The following is a 21,045-nucleotide window of genomic DNA, read 5'->3' on the forward strand; positions in this document are numbered from 1 at the left end:
TGCCGCGTGCGGCGGGAACGCCGGCGGCGGTGACAGCGGTTCGGGACATCACATCCTCCAAGGGGGTTGACGAGCGGGAGCACTGCCGAACCGGACCGAAAGTTGCGATACAGAAGCGTGACGCTTTCGGGAAACTAAGGCTGTTGATCGTCGGAGTCAAGGATTGACCTACGCCTATAGAGACGCAAGAACGCAGGTGAAGTTCGTAATCTGCGGCAAAGGCACTACCTTCTCCGGCTTACGAAAGTATCGGAGGTGGTGCTACACGAGTGGCGGCACCACACACCGGCGCGTCCCGAAGAGTGGCGCGGGTCACCAGCGACGAACCGCCCGGCGCGCTCCTAGCGTCGGGCTGTCGAACGTGATCGCCATCACTCAACGTGGAGGATGCGCCCATGTCGGATCGTCACCCTGCCCGGATCGCCCGCCGCGGTCCCGTGCCGGCACTCGTCGCGGTGGTGGCCGTCGCGGTGACCGCGGTGGTCGCCCTGGTCTCGTCGCCCAGACCGGCCGCCGCCGCGACCCTCCAGGAGGTCACCGGCTTCGGCTCCAACCCCGGCAACCTCCAGATGTTCCGCTACGTGCCCGCGAACCTGCCCGCGGGCCGCCCGGTCGTCGTCGCCCTGCACGGCTGCACCCAGAACGCCACCGGCTACGGCGCGGCCACCGGCTGGTTGCAGCTCGCCGACCGCTGGAAGTTCACCGTCGTGGCGGCCCAGCAGAAGTCGCAGAACAACGCCAACTCGTGCTTCAACTGGTTCGAGGCGGGCGACACGCGCCGCGGCTCGGGCGAGGCGCTGTCGGTCAAGCAGATGGTCGACAGGGCGAAACAGGACAACGGCGCGACCTCGGCGTACGTCAGCGGGTTGTCCGCGGGCGGCGCGATGGCCGCGGTCATGCTCGCCACGTACCCGGACGTGTTCTCCGGCGGCGGCATCGTGGCCGGGCTGCCCTACCAGTGCGCCACCACGATGACGGCCGCGTTCGGCTGCATGAACCCGGGCACGAACCTCACCCCGGCCCAGTGGGGCGACAAGGTCCGCGCGGCCTTCGCGTACTCCGGCCCGCGGCCCAAGGTGTCCATCTGGCACGGTTCGGCCGACACCACCGTGGCGCCGCTCAACGGCGCGGAACTGGTCGAGCAGTGGACGAACGTCAACGGCACCGACCAGGTGCCCGACGTCAGCGACACCGTGGGCGGCTACCCGCACCGCGTCTACGGCGGCACGGTCGAGCACTACTCGATCACCGGCATGAACCACGGCCAGCCCGTCGACCCGGGCACCGGCGCGACCCAGTGCGGGGGCACCGCGGCCTACATGCTCGACGTCGACGTCTGCGCCGCCTACCACCTGGCCCGCTTCTGGGGGCTGGACGGCGGCGGCACGACGCCGACCACGACCGGCGGCAACCCGACCACGACGACGCCCGCGCCGCCGTACGCGGAGAAGGTCACCGCCACGGCCACGGAGCACTACGTGGCCCGGCGGATCGACGTCGGCGAGTACAACCTCCTGGGCGCGCGCTACGGCTACAACACGCCGTTCGCCCTCTACCTGTGCGGCGCGGACTGGACGGACAAGACCGACTGCTCGGCGATCTGACCACCGTGCCGGTTGTCAGGGCCACCCGAACGGGCGGTTGTGACGGTCAGCAGTGGATCATGCACTCCCGGTGCACGAGGATGTGGCATGACCTCTGTTGCCAGCGAGCCCTCGCCCACCTCGACCGGCGGCCCGGGCGTCGTCACCGCCCGCCCGCCGGTCGGGGCGCCGCCGCCACCGGTCGACCTCGGGGCCGGCCGCGGTCCCGGGTGGTTGGACCGGTGGCTGGGGGCGAACCTCGCGCTGGTGCGGTCGTGGCGGCGGACCCTGCACGCGAACCCGGAGCTCAAGCGCGAGGAGTTCGGCACCACGGCGCTGATCGAGGAGCTGCTGCGGTCCCTCGGCCTGCGCCCGCGGGTGCTGCCGACCGGCACGGGCGTGATCTGCGAGGTCGGGACCGGGCCGCGGTGCGTCGCGCTGCGGGCCGACATCGACGCGCTCGCCGTGCCGGAGACCACCGGGGAGCCGTGGGCGTCCCGCGTCCCCGGCGTCTCGCACGCGTGCGGCCACGACGTGCACACCGCGGTCCTGCTCGGCGCGGCGGCGGCGCTGGCGTCCGCGCCCGCGCTCCCGGGGCGGGTGCGGCTGCTGTTCCAGCCCGCGGAGGAGGAGCCCGGTGGCGCGCACGACGTGATCGCGGCCGGCGGGGTCGTGGGCGTCGAGCGGATCTTCGGCCTGCACTGCGACCCCAAGGTGCCGGTGGGCCGGGTCGGCACCAGGGTCGGGCCGATCACCTCCGCCTGCGACATGCTGGAGCTGCGGGTGCGCGGCACGGGCCGGCCCGGCGACCTCAGCTCCGACGTGGTGCACGCGCTCGGCGCGGTGGCCACCGGCCTGCCCGGGATGCTGGCGCGGCGCGTCGACCCGAGGTCGGGCACGGTGCTGGCGTGGGGCGCGATGGACGCCCCGGAGCCGGCTCGCGAGGGGCTCCTGCGCGGGACGCTGCGCACCGGCGACCCGGCGGTGAACGACCGGCTGCCCGCGCTGGTCGAGGAGATCGTCGGCTGGCTGCTGCGGCCGACGGGCGTCCGGTTCGAGCTCGACCACGTCCGCGCCGTGCCGGTGGTGGACAACGACCCGGAGAGCACCGCGCTGCTCCAGCACGCCGTCACCGCCGCGCTGGGGCCGGAGGCCGTCACGTCCACCGGCCAGTCCACCGGCGGCGAGGACTTCGGCTGGTACCTGGACCACGTGCCCGGCTCGTACGCGCGGCTGGGCACGTGGTCCGGCGAGGGCCCGCACGGCGACCTGCACCAGCCGTCGTTCTGCCCGGACGAGCGCGCGCTCGCGGTCGGGGTGCGGGTGATGGCGCACGCGGCGCTGACCGCGCTGGGCTTCTGACGCCAGGTGCGGCGAGGTGGTGGCGGTCCACCACCACCTCGCCGCACCGGGTGTGATCAGTCGAGGTAGTCGTTGAACTGCACGGTGACCGAGTGCGCGTCCGACGGCCAGTTCGGCACCGCGATCGTGCGCGTGCGCCCGGCGTCACCCCGGGCGGCCTCGGTGACCCGGATCGTGCCGCCGCCGTCGGCCCGCGCGGGCAGGTAGGCGTCGACACCGGTCAGGAACGGCAGCGTCGCGAACGGCGGCAGCACCACACCGGGCGTGGAGGCCAGGTCGCAGCCGTCGTCGAACGCGAACGCGGCGAGGACCTGGCGCAGCCGCGGCGAGACGGCCGGTGCCAGCACGTTGACGCCGTTCAGCTCCAACCGGTCGCTGTCGAGCTGGTCGGACCACCACTCGCGGTTGCGGATGATCGTCAGCGCGGTGTGCGTGGAGCAGCGGTCGATGTTGTCGGTGACGCCGCCGGGCCGCGAGAGCTGCAACCGCAGGAACCGGTCGCTGCGCTCGAACGGCTCGAAGTAGAAGTGGTGCGGCGACTGGCCCTCGCGCAGCACCACCAGCTCGTAGTGCTCGCGGCCGTCGACCGGCAGCGGGCCGAAGGAGCCGTCCGAGCCGGTGCGGACGGTGTGCCGGGGCGTGCCGACCCGCGCGCCCGTGCTGCCGTCGAGCTGCCAGACCTGCACCACGCCGTCGACGCCCTCGTTCTCCGGGTAGTACGTCGCCCGGCCGGCGATGCGGACCGCCGTCGGCAGCTCCGGCAGCACCCGGGTGGTGAGCGCGGACCTGCCGCGCAGGAACCGGTACATGTGCGCGAACCCGTCGGCCGACGTGGTCGTCTCGGTGTGGCCGAGCGTGGTGAGGTGGACGTTCACCGCGCCGCCGATGAAGCCGGTGGGCTGCAGGCTGCCCCACAGCGCCAGCGTCGGGACGCCGCCCGGCGGGGTGGCGCTGGACCGGCCGTCGACGTTGACGTACCGGCGCACCGACGCCGCCCGTGCCGGGGAGGACAGGTACGTGTGCAGGACGATCGTGCCGCGCGAGTGCGCCACGACGTCCACCTTGGACGATCCGGTGCGCGCCTTGACGTCGGCGATGAACGCTTCGAGGCCCGCGATGGCGTGGTCGTTGGTGAGGACGCTGGTGTCGTACTCGTAGGCGTGCAGCAGCGCGTCGGGGTAGCCGTTGCCGGAGAACCGCTTCGCGTTGGACTGCCACTGCTGGGCCGAGCCCTGCTGGCCGTGCACGAACACGATGGGGGTGAGGGTCTCGGCGCGCGCGGGCGCCGAGACGACGACGGTGGACACCAATGCGGCGATCAACGCCGCCAACGCGATTCTCATCGCCGTGCTCCGATCTCGAGGGCATCCGAGAGGTTCCGCCGCGCGTCCGCGGGCAGCAGGTAACCGGCGTGCACGTTCGCGGCGTCGGCCGCCACGACCCGGCGCACGTGGTCGCCGCGCCCGGGGTAGAGGCGGGCCAGCGTCGCCGCGTCGAACGGCACGTGCGTGCCGAACAGCCGGCAGAACGCCTCGCCGGAGTTGTCGCCGGTGTTCAGCGCGCGCGGGGCGACGACCTGCGACAGCCGGATGCCGCCCAGGGCCAGGCCCTCCGCGTCCCGCTTCTTGGTGACGCCGTCCGGTTCGAACTCCAGCGGCCGGGCGGTGGGCGGCGGTGTGCCGCGCTCGACCCAGCGGCGCAGGTGGTCGTAGGCGGCGGCGGTGACGTGGTGCATCGGCACGCGGCTGAACGGCGGGCGGTCGCACCGGTACTGCGGCGCACCCCCGAGGTCGCGCTCGGAGATCGGCGCGCGGTAGGACTGGCCCTGGTACCCGGAGTGGGCCGCGCCCGCCACCTCCCAGCGGCGGAAGCGGTCGGTGTCGGCCGGGCGCCGGGTGGTGCGCACGTCGGTCTCGGACAGGACCTGGAACACCGGTTCCGCGCCGACCCTGGTCGGGGCCTGGCCGACGATGAAGCCGTAACCGTCGAACACCGGGTGCTGCCGCGGCAGCACCCGGTCGTACAGCACGGTCATCCGGCCGGCGGACTGCGAGGCGCCCACGGCCAGCAACGTCCTGGTCCGCAGCCCGCCCAGCACCGCGCCCGAGGCCACGGCGCGACCCGCCTGCGTGAACACGTCGTAGGACAGCTCGTCGGCGGTGAACCGCCCGCCGCCGGTCACGTCCAGGGCGCCGTAGCGGGCCGGGCTCCACGCCCGGAGCTGGTCGACCCCGACGCGCTGCGCGGAGACGCCGACCCAGGCGTGACCCGCGCGGACGACCGACTCCGCGTTCCACAGGGCGTCCAGGTCGTAGCCCGCGGTGACGTTCTGCCACTCGACCAGGGTCGTGCCGCTGAACTCCCGGGTCCGCGCCGGTCGCCGGACGATGACCCGGGTCGCGTAGGGCACGGCGGTGGCGAGCTGCGTGCCGTCGGCGGCGTGGGCGTCGGCCGTGCCGGACAGGTGGAACTCCTGCTCGACGTACCCGGCGGAGGCCAGGTCGTCGGTGGTGGCGAAGAACGGGTAGGTGTCCTCGATCCGCTCGGCCAGCCGGTCGCCCGGCACGGTCCCGGGCAGCGGGCCGACGACGAGCGGCACGGGGCCCGCGGGTGCGGCGGAGGCGGGGAGGGACGTCGGGAGGAGCAGCCCGAGCAGGGCCGCGACCAGGCCGACCCGACGCCAGGGTGGAGGGGGCATACCGGCTCCCACAGCGATGGGGGATGGGATCATCGCCGACGGTAACCAGGCGCGCACAGCGCGCACCAGGACGGCGGCCGATCGTGAGACCGCAGTCGCAGCAGGGGAGGGGGTCAGCGGTGTTGCAGGAGGACCGTGCGGGCGGCCGTCTCGGCCAGCGCCGGGTCCAGCGGCGCGCCGGTGAGCAGTTCCGCGTACAGGGCCGATTCCACGATGCGCACGTACAGGAACGCCACCTGGTCCAGCGCCGCCGTCGACCACGGCCCGCCGTCGACCTCCAGCAGGATCTCCTTCTGCGCCGACACCGCCCGCCGGTGCACCCCGCCCGAGTGGAACAGCACCCGCGCCGCCGTCTCCGGCTCCCCGCGCAGGAACGCCCGGAACGGCCCGGCCGCGCGCAGCTCCGCCACGAACCGGCGCGTCACCTCCAGCACGCCCTCCACGCCGCCGTTGGTGCGCTCCCGCCGGGCCCGGTCCAGCGACCGGTCGGCCAGCGCCCACAGCACGTCGGCGAGCAGCCCGTCACGGCTGTGCACCACCCGGTACAGCGTCGCGCGGCTGATGGCGAGGCTCGTCGCCAGCGCGTCCATGTCGACCCGACCGTGCCGCAGGAAGAACCGGCAGGCCCCGCGCACCACCTGCTCCCGGCTCACCACCCGCCGGGCGCCGGTCGACCCCACCGCCGCACCTCGCTTCCGCCGGCACGCCCGTCCGGCCCACCCGCATCATCGCGTGCCGCGGTCGGCGGGAGCTACTTCGCGACAGGCGCCGGTTCCTGGAACAGCACGGCGGGCGCGTCGTGGACCGGCCGCGGCGCCGCGGGCTGCGGCCGAGGCTCCCACGCCTGCGGCTCCCACGACTCCACGACGGGCTCCAGCTCGGGCACGACGTCCTCGACCACGACCGCCGCCACCGGCTGCACGGCGAGCTGCTGCTGGACCTGGCCGATCCACATCAGCCACATGGCCTCGTCGCGGTGACCGCGGTACTCCGCCTTCAGGCCCGCCAACGCCCCGCGCACGCGCGCGGCGACCACCGGGTCCTCGCGCACCGCCGACCAGACGGCGCGGGCGGCGGCGTCCCGGGCCTTGACCAGGAGGCGGACCTGGTCGGTCAACTCCGACACGGGCAGGCTCGCCCACGCCGCTGCGATCTTCTGTGCCTTGGTCACGCTGCCATCCTTGTCGAGCGGACGGCCCGCGTCGGCCGTGACACGATGTTATCAAAGTCTCGTTTTCCGAGGTCACAGCTCGGGAACCACCACACGTCGGAACGCCGTCCGGCGATCGCGAGGCAGTCGTCAGGTTCGGGCGGCCCACCTCCGGTGGGACGCTGCCGGGTGTGACAGCCGGCGGCACGGTTCCCCGCCGTACGCGGAGCTGGTCCTGGACCGGTGGCGCGAGGCGCTGGTCGTCAGCCTGCGCGTCCGGGCCGTGCGCCGTGGCGGCTCGGACGGGGTTGCCGCTGGTCGCGGGCCTGGCGACGCGCTGCGAGTGGTGACCGGGGGGCAGGCACACCACGGTGGGCCGAGGTGGTCTTCGAGGACTGACGCGCGGCTCGTCAACCGCCCGATCGTGGCGCTTAGCCGCCTCCGGACCGGGAAGACAGGCACGGTGGAACTCCTCGGCATCGACCCCGTGCGCGCGGCAGGCGACCTGGCCAGGGGGCTGGTGGGGCTCGCGCTCGCCCCGCTGGAGCAGACCCCCGCGCCGCGCCGGGAGCGCCGCCGGGTGTGGTCGTGCGCGGGGCGGGTGCACATCGAGGCGCACGGGGTGCACGGCCCGCAGGGCGGGCAGGTGGCCGAGCGCGTCGAACGCGAGCTGGAACGCCACCCCGGCGTGCTGTGGGCCCGCGTCAACGCCCCCTCCGCCCGGGTGATCCTCGCCGTCGGGCACCCCGCGCCGCCCATCGAGGAGCTGGTCGAGCTGGTGCGGCGGGCCGAGTCCGAGCCGGCCACGGACGACGAGCGGCTGGTCGAGGACGAGCTGCACCACCCGGCGGACGGCCTCGAGGGCACCCGGCTGCTGCCCGCGATCGCCGCCGACGCGGCGGGCCTGGCGCTGGCCGCGCTCACGAAGCTGGCGCCGTGGGCGCCGGTGCCCGCCGAGCTGGGCGCGGTGATCGGCGCCGTCGACCTGCACCCCGGATTGCGCGAGCTGGCCGCCGGGCGGTTGCGGGGCCGGGAACGCGCCGGCACCGCCACCTCCGTGGTCGCCGCCCTGGTGCAGGGCCTGGCCTCGCGCAGCCAGGGCACGCTGCTGGACGTCGCGCAGCGCGTGCAGCAGTGGCGCGAGGTCAAGGCGCACGAACGGGCGTGGTGCGCCGCCGAGTCGCAGCTGATCCACGGCCCGGACGACGCCGCGGCGGAGCCGATCACCGTGGAGCGGCCCCTCCCGTTCCCCGAGGGCCCGGCCGACCGCTACGCGCGGCGGGCGCTGGCGGCGGGCGCGGCGGTCGCCGCGGCGGCGGCCGGGGTCGCCGGGCCGCGCCGGGCCGCCGCCCTCGGCGTGGCGAGCCTGCCGAAGGCCCCGTCGGTCGGGCAGGCGGCGTTCGCCGCGCAACTGGGCCGCGTGCTGGCGACCAGGGGCGCGTTGGTGATGGAGCGGTCGGTGCTGCGCCGCCTGGAGGCGGTCGACGTGCTGGTGCTGGACGAGACGGCGTTCGGCTCGGGCCGCTGGGCGCTCACCGACCTGGTGCCGCTGCCGGGCACCGGGTCCGCCGAAGCGGCCGAGCGGGCGTTCGCCCTGTTCGACCCGGCGGACCCGGCGGCCGTGCGCCGGGACGGCGGGTGGGCGATCGGCCCGGTCGACCTCCTCGACCCGCGGGGGCGCCGGGGCGTGCGGGAACGGCGCCGGCTCGCCGGGCACGGGATCGTGCTCGGCCTGGCCGGGGACCGTCGGCTGCACGCCGTGCTGGCGGTGGACGTGGAGGTGCCGCCGGCGGTGGACGCGCTCGCGGCGGCGGCGCGGGATGCCGGGCTGCGGGTGGTCGTCGGCACCGACCGCGACCGCCTCCCGGCCCGGTTCGCCGACCACGTCGTGCCGTCCGGGCACGGCCTGGTCGGCGCGGTGCGCGAGTTGCAGGGCAACGGGCACGTGGTGCTGCTGGTGTCCGACAACCGGCGCGCGCTCGGGTCGGCGGACTGCGGCGTGGGGGTGGTCCGCGACGGCGAGCCGCCGCCGTGGGGCGCGCACGTCCTCGTCCGCGACCTGGACTCGGTCGTGCTGGTGGTGGAGGCGGTGCCGGCGGCGCGCGGCGTCACCCGGGACGCGATCATGCTCGCGCAGGCGGCGAGCGGGATCGGCGCGGTCGGCGCGTTGAGCACGCGCGGTCCGGCGGCGGCCCGCAACGCGGTGCGCGCGGTGGACGGCGCGTCGGCCGTCGCCTTCGCCGACGCCGTCTGGCGGGTGCGGCGGCTGCCCGGCAGCGGTGCCGTCGTCGCACCGGCCGCCGCGCAGCCGTGGCACCTGATGCCGGTGGCGACCGCGCTGGACCGGGTGGGTTCGGGGCGGGAGGGGCTGTCGGAGCGCGAGGCGCAGCGCAGGCAGCGCACGTCCACCGGGCGGCAGGCCGTCGGCACGAGCCTGGGCAGCGCGTTCCTGGCGGAGCTGGCCAACCCGCTGACGCCGGTGCTCGCGGGTGGCGCGGCCGTCTCGGCGGCGGTGGGCTCCCCGGTCGACGCGGCGCTGGTGGCCGGCGTGGTGGGCGTGTCGGCGCTGATCGGCAGCGTGCAGCAGGTCGTGACGGACCGCGCGCTGGCCACGCTGCTCGGCCGGTCGGCGGTGCGCGCGACCGTCGTGCGCGACGGCGGCGAGCGGGAGGTGACGGCCCACGAGCTGGTGACCGGCGACGTGGTGCGCCTGGTCGCGGGTGACGTGGTGCCCGCCGACTGCCGGCTGGTCGAGGGCGACGGGCTGGAGGCGGACGAGTCGTCGGTCACCGGCGAGTCGCTGCCCGTGCCGAAGGACCCGGCGCCGGTGGTGGCCTCGGACCTGGCCGACCGCGCCTCGATGCTCTACGAGGGCACCACGATCGCCGCCGGGGAGGCGGTGGCCGTGGTGGTGGCGACCGGTGACGCCACGGAGGTCGGCCGCAGCCTGGCCGCGGCCCGCCGCAACGCGCCGACCACGGGCGTCGAGGCGCGGCTGGCCGACCTGACCCGCAAGACGCTGCCCGTCGCGCTCGGCTCGGCGGTGGCGGTCACCGGCGCGGGGCTGCTGCGGGGCGTGCCGCTGCGGCAGAGCATGGGCGCGGCGGTGAACCTCGCCGTCGCGTCGGTGCCGGAGGGCCTGCCGTTCCTGGTCAACGCCGCGCAACTCGCCGCGGCCCGGCGGTTGGCCGGTCACGGCGCGCTGGTGCGCAACCCGCGCACGATCGAGGCGCTCGGCCGGGTCGACGTGCTGTGCTTCGACAAGACCGGGACGCTGACCGAGGGCAGGCTGACCGTGAGCCGGGTCGACAACGGCCGCCGGGGCGCGGACCCGCGGCAGTTGCCCGACGGGCTGCGCCCGGTCCTGGCCGCCGCCGTGCGCGCCACGCCCGCCGCGGCCGACCCGGCCGACCTCGCGCACCAGACCGACCGGGCGGTGCTGGAGGGCGCGCTGCGGGCCCGGGTGGGCCCGACGACCGGCGCACGTGGCTGGACCGGCGTCGAGGCGCTGCCGTTCGAACCCTCCCGCGGCTACCACGCGACCGTCGGCCGGGTCGGCGCCCGCCTGCTGCTCAGCGTCAAGGGCGCGCCGGAGACCGTGCTGCCGCGCTGCGACGTCGACCCGGGCGAGCTGCGCCGGCTGGAGCGGCGGGTGGAGCTGCTGGCCGGTCGCGGGCACCGGGTCCTCGCGGTCGCCGAACGCGCCGGCTTCGACGGCGACGCGGTCACCGACGACGACGTGCGCGGCCTGTCCCTGCTGGGTTTCCTGGCCCTGTCCGACCCGGTGCGCGACGGCGCGCCACCGGCCGCGGCGAAGCTGCGCGAGGCGGGCGTGCGGATCGTGATGCTCACCGGCGACCACCCGGCCACCGGCGAGGCGATCGCGGGCGAGGTCAACGGCGACCCGGACGTGACCGTGGTGACCGGGGCGCGGCTGGACGAGCTGTCCGACGACGAGCTGGACGCCCTGCTGCCGGCGGTCGACGTGATCGCCCGCTGCACGCCGGCGCACAAGGTGCGGATCATCGAGGCCTACCAGCGGCTCGGCCGCGTCGTGGCGATGACCGGGGACGGCGCGAACGACGCGCCCGCGATCCGGCTCGCCGACGTCGGCATCGCCCTGGGCAGGCGCGGCACGCCCGCCGCCCGCGCCGCCGCCGACCTGGTGGTCACCGACGACCGGCTGGAGACGATCATCGCGGCGCTGGTGGAAGGCCGCGCCATGTGGGCGTCGGTGCGCGAGGCGCTCGCGATCCTGCTCGGCGGCAACCTGGGCGAGATCGCGTTCAGCGTGCTGGGGTCCGCGCTCACCGGCCGGTCGCCCCTGACCGCGCGGCAACTGCTGCTGATGAACCTGCTGACCGACCTCGCGCCCGCCATGGCCATCGCGGTGAGCCGACCCACCCGCGAGTCCGTGCCCGACCTGCTGCGCGAAGGGCCGTCGTCGTCCCTCGGCGACGCGCTGACCAGGGACATCACCGCCCGCGCGCTCACCACCGCGTTCGGGGCGTCGGCCGCGTGGACGGCGGCCCGGCTCACCGGCCGCGCGCGCCGGGCGAGCACCGTCGCGCTGGCCGCGCTGGTCGGCACCCAGCTCGGCCAGACCCTGCTGACCGGCGGGTGGGACCGGTCGGTGCTGGTCGCGAGCCTCGGCTCGGCCGCCGCGCTCGGCGCGGTGATCCAGACCCCGGGCGTCAGCCGGTTCTTCGGCTGCACGCCCCTGGGCCCGGTCGGCTGGGGCATCGCGCTGGCCGGCGCCGTCACCGCGAACGCGCTCGGGCTGGTGCTCACCCCGCTGGTCACTCGACGTGCTGGGTGACCGTCCCGCGCATGAAGTGCCGCTGGGCCACCAGGAACAGCAGGACCATCGGCACGGTCGCGATCGTGCTCGCGGCCAGCACCAGCTCCCACTGCTCCTCGCCGCCCTCGCCGAACCGGTCCAGCACCGCCTTCAACCCGCGCGGCACCGTGTACAGCTGGGGGTCGCGCAGGTAGATCAGCGGCTTCACCAGGTCGGTCCACGCGGCCTTCAGCTCGAACACGAACACCACGATCAGGCCGGGCTTCGCCAGCGGCAGGGCCATGGACGTGAACAGCCGCCACGGGCTCGCACCGTCCACCTTCGCCGCGTCGAACACCTCGCGCGGCAGGCCGAGGAAGAACTGGCGCAGCAGGAAGATGTAGAACGCCGAGCCGAACAGGTTCTGCGCCCACAGCGGGACCTGCGTGGTGGCCAGGCCCAGCGCGTGCCACTCCAGGTAGACCGGCACCATGGTCACCGCGCCGGGCAGCATCATCGTCGCCAGCACCACGCCGAACAGCGCGTCGCGGCCCGGGAACCGGAACATCGCGAACCCGAACGCCACCAGCGCGCTCGCCACCGTGGCCGTCGCAGCCGCCGCCAGCCCGACCGCGACGCTGTTGCCGATCCACGTCAGCAGCGGCACGGCCCGCCACACCTCGACGTAGTTGCCCGGCGAGAACGGCCGGGGCAGCAGCGCGTTGTCGAACACGTGCGCCCGGTCCTTCAGCGACGCGCTGACCAGCCACCAGAACGGGTAGCCGAAGGCCACCGTGACGACGACGAGCGCCGCCCACACCGCGCCGCGCTTCACGACCGCTCACCCTCGTAGTGCACGTACCGGCGCGACAGCCGCACCTGCACGGCGGTGATCACCGCGATCACCGCGAACAGCAGCCACGCCAGCGCCGACGCGTAGCCCATGCGCAGGGACCCGAACGCCTCCTGGAACAGGTGGATCACGTAGAACAGGGCCGCGTCACCCTCGGCCGACGCCTTGGCGCGCGCGCCGAAGAACATCGCGTAGGCCTCGGTGAACACCTGCAACGAGGCGATCGTGTTGACCACCACGGTGAAGTACACCGTGCCGCTGATGCCCGGCAGCGTGACGTGCCAGAACTGCCGCCACGGGCTCGCGCCGTCCAGCCGCGCCGCCTCGTACCGCTCCACCGGCACGCGGGTCAGCGCCGCCAGGTACAGCACCGCCGTGCTGCCCACGGTCCACAGGCCCATCACGACCAGGCCGGGTTTGATCCACGCCGGGTCGGTGGTCCAGTTCGGCCCCTGGAAGCCGAACCAGCCGAGGAACCCGTTCACCGCGCCGTGCTGCCCGTTGAGCAGCAGCAGGAACAGGGCCGCCAACGCCACCGGCGGCGTCATCACCGGCAGGTACAGCAGCGTGCGGAAGAACCCGCTGCCGCGGCCGGCCCGGCGCAGCAGCGCCGCCAGGGCCAGCGCCAGCACGATCTGCGCGGGCACGTGCAGCGCGGTGAAGAACACCGTGTTCCACAGCGCGGTGCCGACGCGCTCGTCGGTCACCGCCTCGCGGTAGTTGTCCAGGCCGACGAACGCCGGCGGTTTGAGCATGTCGTAGTGGGTCAGCGACAGCCAGAGGCTGAGCAGCATCGGCCCGGCGGTGAACGCCAGGAACCCGATCACCCAGGGCAGCAGGAACAGCCACCCGGCCCGCGACTCGCGCCTGCCGACCGTCACCGCGCCCCCTCCCGCCGGTGAGCGCGCGGCCCGTTCCCCGTCACCCACGCGCCTCGCGCTCGCGGCTTGCGCCTGTCCGTCACGTCCCGCGCCCCTCGCCCGCGCGGCTCGCGCCCATCCGCCACAACCCGCGCGCCTCGCCGACCGGCCCGCGGCTCGCGCCCGTCCACCCTCACCGCGCTACCTCCCGCCGACCCGCTTGAGCGCGCGCTCCGCCTCGCGTTGCGCCTGCGCCATCGCCTCCTGCGGGTCCTGTTGCCCGACCAGCACCCGGTTCACCGCCCCCTCCCAGGCCCGCACCAACTCGCTCGCCGCCGGGCTCGGTGGCAGCGCGAACGCCTCGTCCTGCAACGACAGCACCACCGGCACGCCCCGCTGCAGGATCGGGTTGCCCTTCGGGTCGAACACCTCGCGGAAGATCCGCTCGTCGGCCTCGCGGTTGGCGGTGAACGTGCCGCCGTAGGGCCGGCCGGCCTTGGCCAGCGCGTCCCGCCGGGCGGTCGCCGCGGTGACCCACGTCCGCGTGTCGGTCATCGTGACCAGGAAGCGGCAGGCCAGGTCCGGGTGCCGCGCGCCCTTGGGGATCGCCCACGCCTGCCCGCCCGACTCGGTCAGCACCCGCCCCTCGCGGTCGGTGAACGGCGCGATGGTCACGTCGACGTCGGGGGAGTTGGTCGCCAGCGTGTTCAGGTACCAGGAGTCCATCGGCATCGCGGCGAGCTGCCCGGTCGCGTACTGGTTGTTCGCCCCGAACTGGTCGAACGTGTCGCGGAACGCCTTGAACGACGCCCAACCGCCCTGCCGGGCCACCAGGTCGGTGGTGAGGCGGACCGCCTCGACCACGCGCGGGTCGTCCAGCCGGGCGCCCGGGCCGACCAGCTCCGCGCCGTTGGCCTTGGCCCACAGCGGCAGGAACTCGGGGACCTTGGGGTCGAACCCGATGCGCCGCACCCGACCGCCGTCGACCTCAGCCAGCCGGTCGGTCAGCGCGCCCAGACCGGCCCAGTCGGTCGTGGACAGCGACGCCGGGTCGACGCCCGCCGCCCGCACCACCGGGTTGTTGACGATCAGCAACCGCACGCTGGAGAACTCGGGCACCCCGTACACCCGGCCCTCGTAGGTGACCTGCCGCAGCGCGGCCTCGCGGAACCGGCCGAGGTCGACGTCGTGCTCGCGCAGGCAGTCGTCGAGGCCCTGGACCGCGCCGCGCGCCGCGTAGCCGCCGAGCTTGCGCCGGTCCGCGTAGACCAGGTCGGGCGGGTCGCCCGCGGCCACGGAGGACAGGAACTGCTGCTCGTCGAACGCGCCCTCGCTGATGCGCAGGTCCACGTCGGGGTTGGCCTGGCGGAACACCGCCACGCGCGCGGTCGCGTGCTCGTCGGGCAGGCCGAAGCCCATGGTCACGAGCGCGTCCGAGGTGTCGGCACCGAGCCCGCCGCAGCCGGAGACGACCAACGCCAACGCGACCAGGAGCCACCGCATGCCCGCCCTCCCGAGTCCCGACGTCGCCGGCGACGTCACGGACACGGTTCCCTCCGGGACACCCCGTCACACCGGGGGTCGCCCGGACGGCGCAACCGCGGGGACCAGCCGGGTAGCGTGCGTGCCCGGGCGCACGCCCCTGATCCTGTTGACCTTGATCCCCTTGACGAATCGCGGAGGTCGGTCCACCCATGAGTTCCAGCGCATCACCGGTCGGTCGTTGGGTGCACACGTGGGTGTCCGCGCCGCAGGCGCCGGGCCCGGCCGACCTCCCGCCGGCGCCCTTCACCCGGGACGGCGTGGTGCTCGCCGACGCGACGCTCCGGCAGACCGCGCGCGCCACCGTCGGCGGTGAGCGGTTGCGGCTGCGGTTCTCCAACGCGTTCGGCGGTGCGCCGCTGCCGCTCACCTCGGTAACGGTGGCGCGGCCGGTCGGCGGGCGGGCCGGTGTCGCGGCGGTGGAGCCGGGGTCGGTGCGGCCGGTCACCTTCCGCGGCCGGGCGGGGGTCGTGGTGCCGGTCGGGGCGCAGGTGGTGTCCGACCCGGTCGAGTTCCCGGTGCGGCCCGAGGAGAACCTGGCGGTGACGGTCCACCTGGCCGACGGGCAGGCGTCCGAGCGGGTCACCGCGCACCCGGGCTCCCGCACGACGTCCCACCTCCTGGCCGGCGACCACGTCGCCGCCCACGACCTGCCCGGCGCGGCGACCACCGACCACTGGTACTTCCTGAGCGGCATCGAGGTGTGGTCGGAGCGCATGGCGAGCGCGGTGGTGGCGTTGGGCGACTCGCTGACCGACGGCCGCGGCTCGACGACCAACGGCAACGACCGCTGGCCGGACCACCTGTCGGCCCGGTTGCGGGCGAACCCGGCCACCGCCGACGTCGCCGTGCTCAACCAGGGCACCGGCGGGAACCGGGTGCTGAACGACGGCATCGGCCCCGGCGCGCTGGCCCGGCTGGACCGCGACGTGCTCGCGCTGACCGGCGTGTCCTGGCTGGTGGTGTTCGAGGGCGTCAACGACGTCTGCACCGCCGACGCCGCGGCCGCCGCGCAGGCCGGGCTGGTGGACGACCTCTGCGCGGCCTACGAGCAGATCGTGATCCGGGCCCACGCGCACGGGATCGCGGTGTACGGGGCGACCTTGACGCCGCTGGGCGGCAACGAGGCGTACGACGACCCGGACGGCCACCGCGAGGCGTCGCGGCAGGCGGTCAACGAGTGGGTCCGCACCGGCGGTGCGTTCGACGCGGTGCTCGACTTCGACGCGGCGGTCCGCGACCCGCACGACCCGCGCCGCCTGCTCGCGGCCTACGACGAGGGCGACCACCTGCACCTGTCCCCGGCCGGCTACCGGGCGCTCGCGGACGCCGTCCCGCTGGAGCTGTTCGAGCGGTCCGGTTGAGACGGTTCACCGCAATGGCTTGCCGCGCAAAAGTTTCGTAGCCGAGCGTGTCCTTGACCGTCGACAGTGGACTGGTCATCCTCCTTGCCCGGGAACCGGAGCCGACCTAGGTTGGTCGTGTCACCTGTCCCGGACCGGGAGGACCCCGTTGACGACCGGCGTGCACCCCGCGTGGCTCCCGACCGCCGCGTTCCGCTCCCTCGGCTCGCGGCGGGTCCGCGTCACCGGGGACGGGCCGGTCGTCGCCACGGTGCGCGCCGAGGTCGCGGCGGCCACCGCCGGGCACGGCGGGGCGCTCGTCGCCACCGGTCCCGCCGACCTGGAGCTGGTGTGCGCGCCCGACCCGGGCGAGACCGATCCGGAGGCGTTCTCGGTCGGCCGGTCGGGCGGCACGACGCGGGTGCGCGCGACCGGCGGCGTCGGCCTGCTGTACGGCCTGCACCACGTGGTGCGGCAGGGCGAGGCGGCGTTCACCGGTGCCGCGCCGCCGGCGCGGCACGCGCCCCGCCAACCGCTGCGCATGCTGGACCACTGGGACAACCTCGACCCGCACCCGGTGATGGGGCAGGTCGAGCGCGGCTACGCGGGCGGGTCGATCTTCTACGCCGACGGCAGGGTCCGGGCCGACCTGTCCCGGGCCCGCGCCTACGCGCGGCTGCTCGGCTCGATCGGCGTCAACCGGGTGGGCCTGAACAACGTCAACGTGCACCGCACCGAGGCGCGGCTGCTCACCGACCTGCTGCCCGACGCGGCCCGGTTGGCGGAGGTGTTCCGCCCGCACGGCATCCGGGTTCACCTGTCGGTGGGCTTCGCCGCGCCGATCACCCTCGGCGGCCTGCCGACGGCCGACCCGCTCGACCCGGCGGTGCGGGACTGGTGGGCGCGCACCACGGCCGCGGTGTACGCGGCGATCCCCGACTTCGGCGGGTACGTGGTGAAGGCCGACTCGGAGGGCCAACCGGGCCCGTTCGACTACGGCCGCGACCACGCCGACGGCGCGAACGCGCTGGCCCGCGCCCTCGCCCCGTTCGGCGGTACGGTGTTCTGGCGCGCGTTCGTCTACGACCACCGGCAGGACTGGCGCGACCGCTCGACCGACCGGGCCCGCGCGGCGCACGACCACTTCGCCCCGCTGGACGGCGCGTTCGACCCGAACGTGGTGCTCCAGGTGAAGGCGGGACCGATGGACTTCCAGGTGCGCGAGCCGCTGTCGCCGGTGATCGCGGCCATGCCCCGCACCCGGCTCGCGGTCGAGTTCCAGGTCACCCAGGAGTACACCGGGCAGCAGAAGCACGTGTGCCACCTCGTGCCGCAGTGGCGGGAGGTGCTCGGCTTCCGGCCGTGGGGCGAGGGCGGTCCGGCGGTCGCGGACGTCGCCGCCGGCCGCGCCACCGGGCCGGCCGGCGGCGTGGTGGCGGTGTCGAACGTGGGCGACGACCCGTTCTGGACCGGGCACCCGCTGGCGCAGGCCAACCTGTTCGGGTTCGGCCGCCTCGCGTGGGACGACCGGCTCGCGCCGGAGGCCGTGCTGGACGAGTGGATCGGCCTGACGTTCGGCGAGGCGGCCACGGTCGGGCAGGCGCTGCACGAGGTGATGGACGGCTCGTGGTCGACCTACGAGCGCTACACCGCGCCGCTGGGCGTCGGCTTCATGGTCAACCCGGGCGACCACTACGGGCCGAACGTGGACGGGTACGAGTACTCGCGCTGGGGCACCTACCACTTCGCCGACCGCGACGGCGTGGGCGTGGACCGCACGCGGGCCACCGGCACGGGCTTCACCGGCCAGTTCCCGGCGCCGTGGCGGGACGTCTACGAGTCGACCCGGACGTGCCCGGACGAGCTGCTGCTGTTCTTCCACCACGTGCCCTACCACCACGTCCTGCACTCGGGCACGACGGTGATCCAGCACATCTACGACACCCACTTCGCCGGCTGCGAGGAGGTGACCCGGATGGCCGAGACGTGGGCGAAGGTCGAGGGGCACGTGCCGCCGGAGGTGTTCGAGCGGGTCACCGTGCTGCTGCGGGAGCAGCTGCGGTGCGCGGTCGAGTGGCGGGACCAGGTCAACACCTACTTCTTCCGCAAGTCGGGCGTGCCGGACGCGCACGGCCGGACCATCCACTGACGGCGAACCGTCTCACGCGCGGCGGATCACCAGGACGGCCGTCGGGGCGAGGTCCAGCTCCTCACCCGTCCGCAGCCGCCGCCCGGTGAGCAGGTCCTCGCCGTCCACCGGGGCGGGCACGGTCCGCGCCGGGCCGTGGTTGAGCACGAACAGGTACCGCGTGCCGTCCGCCACGACCCGCTCGGTCACCTCCACGTCCGGCACGTCGCCGAGCGGTCCGACCGGCCCGTGCCCGGCCAGCGCCGCGCGCACGACCGCCGCCACGCCGTCGTCGTCCAGCAACGTCGCCACGTACCACGCGTGGCCGCGACCCCTGGCCGCCCGCGTCACGGCCGGCGTGCCGGCGTAGAAGTCCGCGCCGTAGGTGCCGAGCACCTGCGCGTCGTCGGGCACGACGACCTCGAACACCTGCCGGGCCTCGTGCCGCGTCCCGAACAGCGTCACCGGGTTGACCACGTCGGGCCTCTGGGCGTCGGTCTCCTCGACCCGCAGCCCGAGCAGCGACGCGAACGGGCCGGGCACGTCGGCGAGGAACGCGTTGTCGTACTCGTCCACCCGTCCGGACAGCGCCGTGGTGACGAACGTGCCGCCGCCCTCCACCAGCGCCGTCACCCGCTCGGCCAGGTCGCCCTTCACCAGGTGCAGCAGCGGCGCGACGACGACGTCGTAGCCGGACAGGTCGGCGGTCACCGGCACCACGTCCAGCGGCACGTTCGCCTGCCACAGCGCCCGGTGGTAGGCGGTCAGCACGTCGAGGTAGCGGACGTTGCGGTTGGGCCCGTCGGACAGCTCCACGGCCCACCAGCTGTCCCAGTCGACCAGCAGCGCGACCCGCGCGGGCGTGCGGCCGCCCAGCAGCGCGTCACCGACCCGGGCGAACTCCGCGCCGAGCGCGGCGACCTCGCGGAACACCCGCGTGTCCGTGCGGCCGGCGTGGTCGAGCACCGCGCCGTGGTACTTCTCGCACGCGCCCCGCGACTGCCTCAGCTGGAAGTACAGGACGGCGTCCGCGCCGTGCGCGACCGACTGCCAGGACCACAGCCGCAGCACGCCGGGCCGCTTGACCGGGTTGACGTCCCGGCTCGCGGTGACCGACGGCGTCTGCTCCATGACCCAGAACGGCTCGCCGCCGCGCAGCCCGCGCACCAGCCCGTGCGCCAGCGCCATCCGCGCGGCCGTGCGGGACGACGACCGGTCCTCCGGCGGGTAGTTGTCCCACGCCGCGAAGTCCAGGTGCGGCGCCCACCGGTGGTAGTCGACCGGCTGGTACAGGCCCATCAGGTTCGTGGTCACGGGCGTGGCCGCGGAGTGCTGCCGGATCGCCGCCTTCTCCGCCAGGAACCCGCCGAGCAGCGCGTCCGACGTGAACCGCCGGTAGTCCAGCGTGATGCCCTGGAACGCGGTGTGGTCGGGACCGCGCCAGTGCTCCGACAGCGCGTTGGGCGGCTGGACCTGGGCCCAGTCGGTGAACGTGTGCGACCAGAACGCGGTGTTCCACGCGTCGTTGAGCCGGTCCAGCGAGCCGTAGCGGTCGCGCAGCCACCCGCGGAACGCCGCGCCGCACGCCGGGCACCAGCACGCGCCGCCGTACTCGTTGCCCACGTGCCAGGCCACCACGGCCGGGTTGTCGCCGTACCGCTCGGCGAGCCGGCCCGCCAGCGCGACCGACAGCCGGCGGAAGTCGGGGGAGGACGGGCAGGCGTTGTGCCGCTGCCCGTAGACGTGCCGCCGACCCTCGAAGTCGACCCGGCACGCGTCCGGGTAGGCGTGCGCCAGCCACGGCGGCATCGCCCCGCTCGGCGTCGCCAGGACGATCCGCACGCCCTCGGCCGCGGCCCGGTCCACGATGGCGTCCAGGGTCGTGAAGTCGTAGCGGTCCTCGGCGGGTTGCAGGTGGGCCCACGCGAAGACGCCCAGCGTCACCGTGTCGACGCCGGCGAGCGCGAAGGCGGCGTAGTCGGCGTCCCACACGTCCCGGGGCCACTGCTCGGGGTTGTAGTCGCCGCCGTAGCCGATCCTGGGCTGGGAGGTCACGCGGTGAACCTCTCGGTGGCGTCGCGCAGCACCGGTTCGGCGTTGCGCAGCAGGAGCAGGGTGAACGGGGAGGCCAGCAGCGCGAGCACCCAGTCGGAGGTGAGCACGACGAGCCCGCCGGCCGCGACGAGCAGCGACAACGCGCCGAGCGCGCTCGCCGGCCGGGCGGCCAGGTAGTAGGACGCCAGCCGCGCGGTGTCCCGGGTGCGCAGCGACAGCGCGGACGACAGCACGAGCGCCTGGGCCGACCACACCAGCACGGCCACCGCGACCACCAGCAGCACGACGCCGTACCCGGCGGGAACGCCCGCCAGCCCCAGGTTGGCCAGGGTGAAGCCGATGACGGTGAGCAGCGCGAGCGCGGGCAGCCACCAGCGCAGCACGTCGAGCCAGTTGAGCCGGTAGCCGCGGCGGAAGTGCCGGGCGGGGGAGAGGTCGCGGTCGCCGAGGAACACCCGCCAGGCGTAGACGGCGGCCGACAGCGCCGGTCCCACGGGGGCGAAGCACAGCCCGACCAGGGGCGCGTTGCCGGCGCCGCGGTCGAGGAACAGCAGGGCGAGGAAGCCGGGGGCCGTGGTCAGCAGCAGCATGGCCTCGATGACGACGAACCAGTACACGACGGCGGCGACGCGCGACAGGATGCCCGCGCCGATCTCGGCGGCGGGGTCGCCCGGGGATCGCGCGGCCACCG

Annotated in this window: 14 protein-coding genes; 5 read left to right on the forward strand and 9 right to left on the reverse strand. The window is 75.0% G+C overall.

The window, feature by feature from the left end:
• Positions 1-395: 395 nt before the first annotated feature.
• Both ACIGNX_RS09820 and ACIGNX_RS09825 read left to right on the forward strand, forming a co-directional pair.
• Positions 396-1,604 carry an alpha/beta hydrolase family esterase gene (locus ACIGNX_RS09820; RefSeq protein ID WP_396538224.1) on the forward strand — a complete coding sequence of 403 codons (1,209 nt, stop codon included), beginning with the start codon at positions 396-398 and terminating at the stop codon, positions 1,602-1,604.
• Between the two features lie 87 nt (positions 1,605-1,691).
• Positions 1,692-2,945 (forward strand): amidohydrolase, encoded by a 1,254-nt coding sequence (locus ACIGNX_RS09825; protein WP_396538226.1) that lies wholly within the window; start codon positions 1,692-1,694, stop codon positions 2,943-2,945.
• A 56-nt stretch (positions 2,946-3,001) separates the two neighbouring features.
• On the opposite strand, the gene ACIGNX_RS09830 is transcribed toward ACIGNX_RS09825, so the two are convergent.
• The 4 genes from ACIGNX_RS09830 to ACIGNX_RS09845 form a co-directional block, all read right to left on the reverse strand.
• Positions 3,002-4,288 (reverse strand): hypothetical protein, encoded by a 1,287-nt coding sequence (locus ACIGNX_RS09830; protein ID WP_396538228.1) that lies wholly within the window; start codon positions 4,286-4,288, stop codon positions 3,002-3,004.
• Positions 4,285-5,643 (reverse strand): alpha/beta hydrolase domain-containing protein, encoded by a 1,359-nt coding sequence (locus tag ACIGNX_RS09835; protein WP_396538230.1) that lies wholly within the window; start codon positions 5,641-5,643, stop codon positions 4,285-4,287. Before ACIGNX_RS09835 ends, ACIGNX_RS09830 begins: the two co-directional genes overlap by 4 nt.
• A 113-nt stretch (positions 5,644-5,756) precedes the next feature.
• Positions 5,757-6,323 carry a QsdR family transcriptional regulator gene (locus ACIGNX_RS09840; protein WP_396538232.1) on the reverse strand — a complete coding sequence of 189 codons (567 nt, stop codon included), beginning with the start codon at positions 6,321-6,323 and terminating at the stop codon, positions 5,757-5,759.
• Positions 6,324-6,394: 71 nt separating this feature from the next.
• Entirely contained in the window at positions 6,395-6,814 is a 420-nt protein-coding gene (locus ACIGNX_RS09845) for a hypothetical protein (RefSeq protein ID WP_396538234.1), read from the reverse strand.
• Between the two features lie 442 nt (positions 6,815-7,256).
• Between ACIGNX_RS09845 and ACIGNX_RS09850 the strand changes: the two genes are divergently transcribed.
• Complete coding sequence (locus tag ACIGNX_RS09850) at positions 7,257-11,612, forward strand: HAD-IC family P-type ATPase (protein ID WP_396538236.1); 4,356 nt, start codon at positions 7,257-7,259, stop codon at positions 11,610-11,612.
• Here ACIGNX_RS09850 and ACIGNX_RS09855 read toward each other — a convergent pair.
• From ACIGNX_RS09855 to ACIGNX_RS09865, 3 genes are all read right to left on the reverse strand, one after another.
• A complete protein-coding gene (locus ACIGNX_RS09855) occupies positions 11,593-12,408 on the reverse strand; it encodes a carbohydrate ABC transporter permease (RefSeq protein ID WP_396538238.1) in 816 nt (271 codons plus the stop codon). The genes ACIGNX_RS09850 and ACIGNX_RS09855 overlap by 20 nt on opposite strands.
• Positions 12,405-13,307, reverse strand: coding sequence for a carbohydrate ABC transporter permease (locus tag ACIGNX_RS09860; RefSeq protein ID WP_396538240.1), 903 nt, complete (start codon positions 13,305-13,307; stop codon positions 12,405-12,407). Before ACIGNX_RS09860 ends, ACIGNX_RS09855 begins: the two co-directional genes overlap by 4 nt.
• Positions 13,308-13,487: 180 nt before the next feature.
• Positions 13,488-14,789 (reverse strand): ABC transporter substrate-binding protein, encoded by a 1,302-nt coding sequence (locus ACIGNX_RS09865; protein WP_396538242.1) that lies wholly within the window; start codon positions 14,787-14,789, stop codon positions 13,488-13,490.
• Positions 14,790-15,025: 236 nt separating this feature from the next.
• Here ACIGNX_RS09865 and ACIGNX_RS09870 point away from each other — a divergent pair, with 236 nt between their 5' ends.
• Together ACIGNX_RS09870 and ACIGNX_RS09875 are read left to right on the forward strand one after the other, a co-directional pair.
• Entirely contained in the window at positions 15,026-16,192 is a 1,167-nt protein-coding gene (locus ACIGNX_RS09870; protein ID WP_396538244.1) for an SGNH/GDSL hydrolase family protein, read from the forward strand.
• A 148-nt stretch (positions 16,193-16,340) separates the two neighbouring features.
• Positions 16,341-18,320, forward strand: coding sequence for an alpha-glucuronidase (locus ACIGNX_RS09875; RefSeq protein ID WP_396538246.1), 1,980 nt, complete (start codon positions 16,341-16,343; stop codon positions 18,318-18,320).
• Positions 18,321-18,332: 12 nt separating this feature from the next.
• Here the strand turns inward: ACIGNX_RS09875 and ACIGNX_RS09880 are convergent, their stop codons facing one another.
• Both ACIGNX_RS09880 and ACIGNX_RS09885 read right to left on the reverse strand, forming a co-directional pair.
• The gene (locus ACIGNX_RS09880; protein WP_396538248.1) at positions 18,333-20,354 is read right to left on the reverse strand and encodes a beta-galactosidase; all 2,022 of its coding nucleotides are present in this window, start codon (positions 20,352-20,354) and stop codon (positions 18,333-18,335) included.
• A complete protein-coding gene (locus ACIGNX_RS09885) occupies positions 20,351-21,043 on the reverse strand; it encodes a glycosyl transferase (protein ID WP_396538250.1) in 693 nt (230 codons plus the stop codon). Before ACIGNX_RS09885 ends, ACIGNX_RS09880 begins: the two co-directional genes overlap by 4 nt.
• Positions 21,044-21,045: the final 2 nt, after the last annotated feature.

This window comes from Actinosynnema sp. NPDC053489, from assembly GCF_044544865.1.
In the GTDB taxonomy this organism is placed as follows: Bacteria; Actinomycetota; Actinomycetes; order Mycobacteriales; family Pseudonocardiaceae; genus Actinosynnema.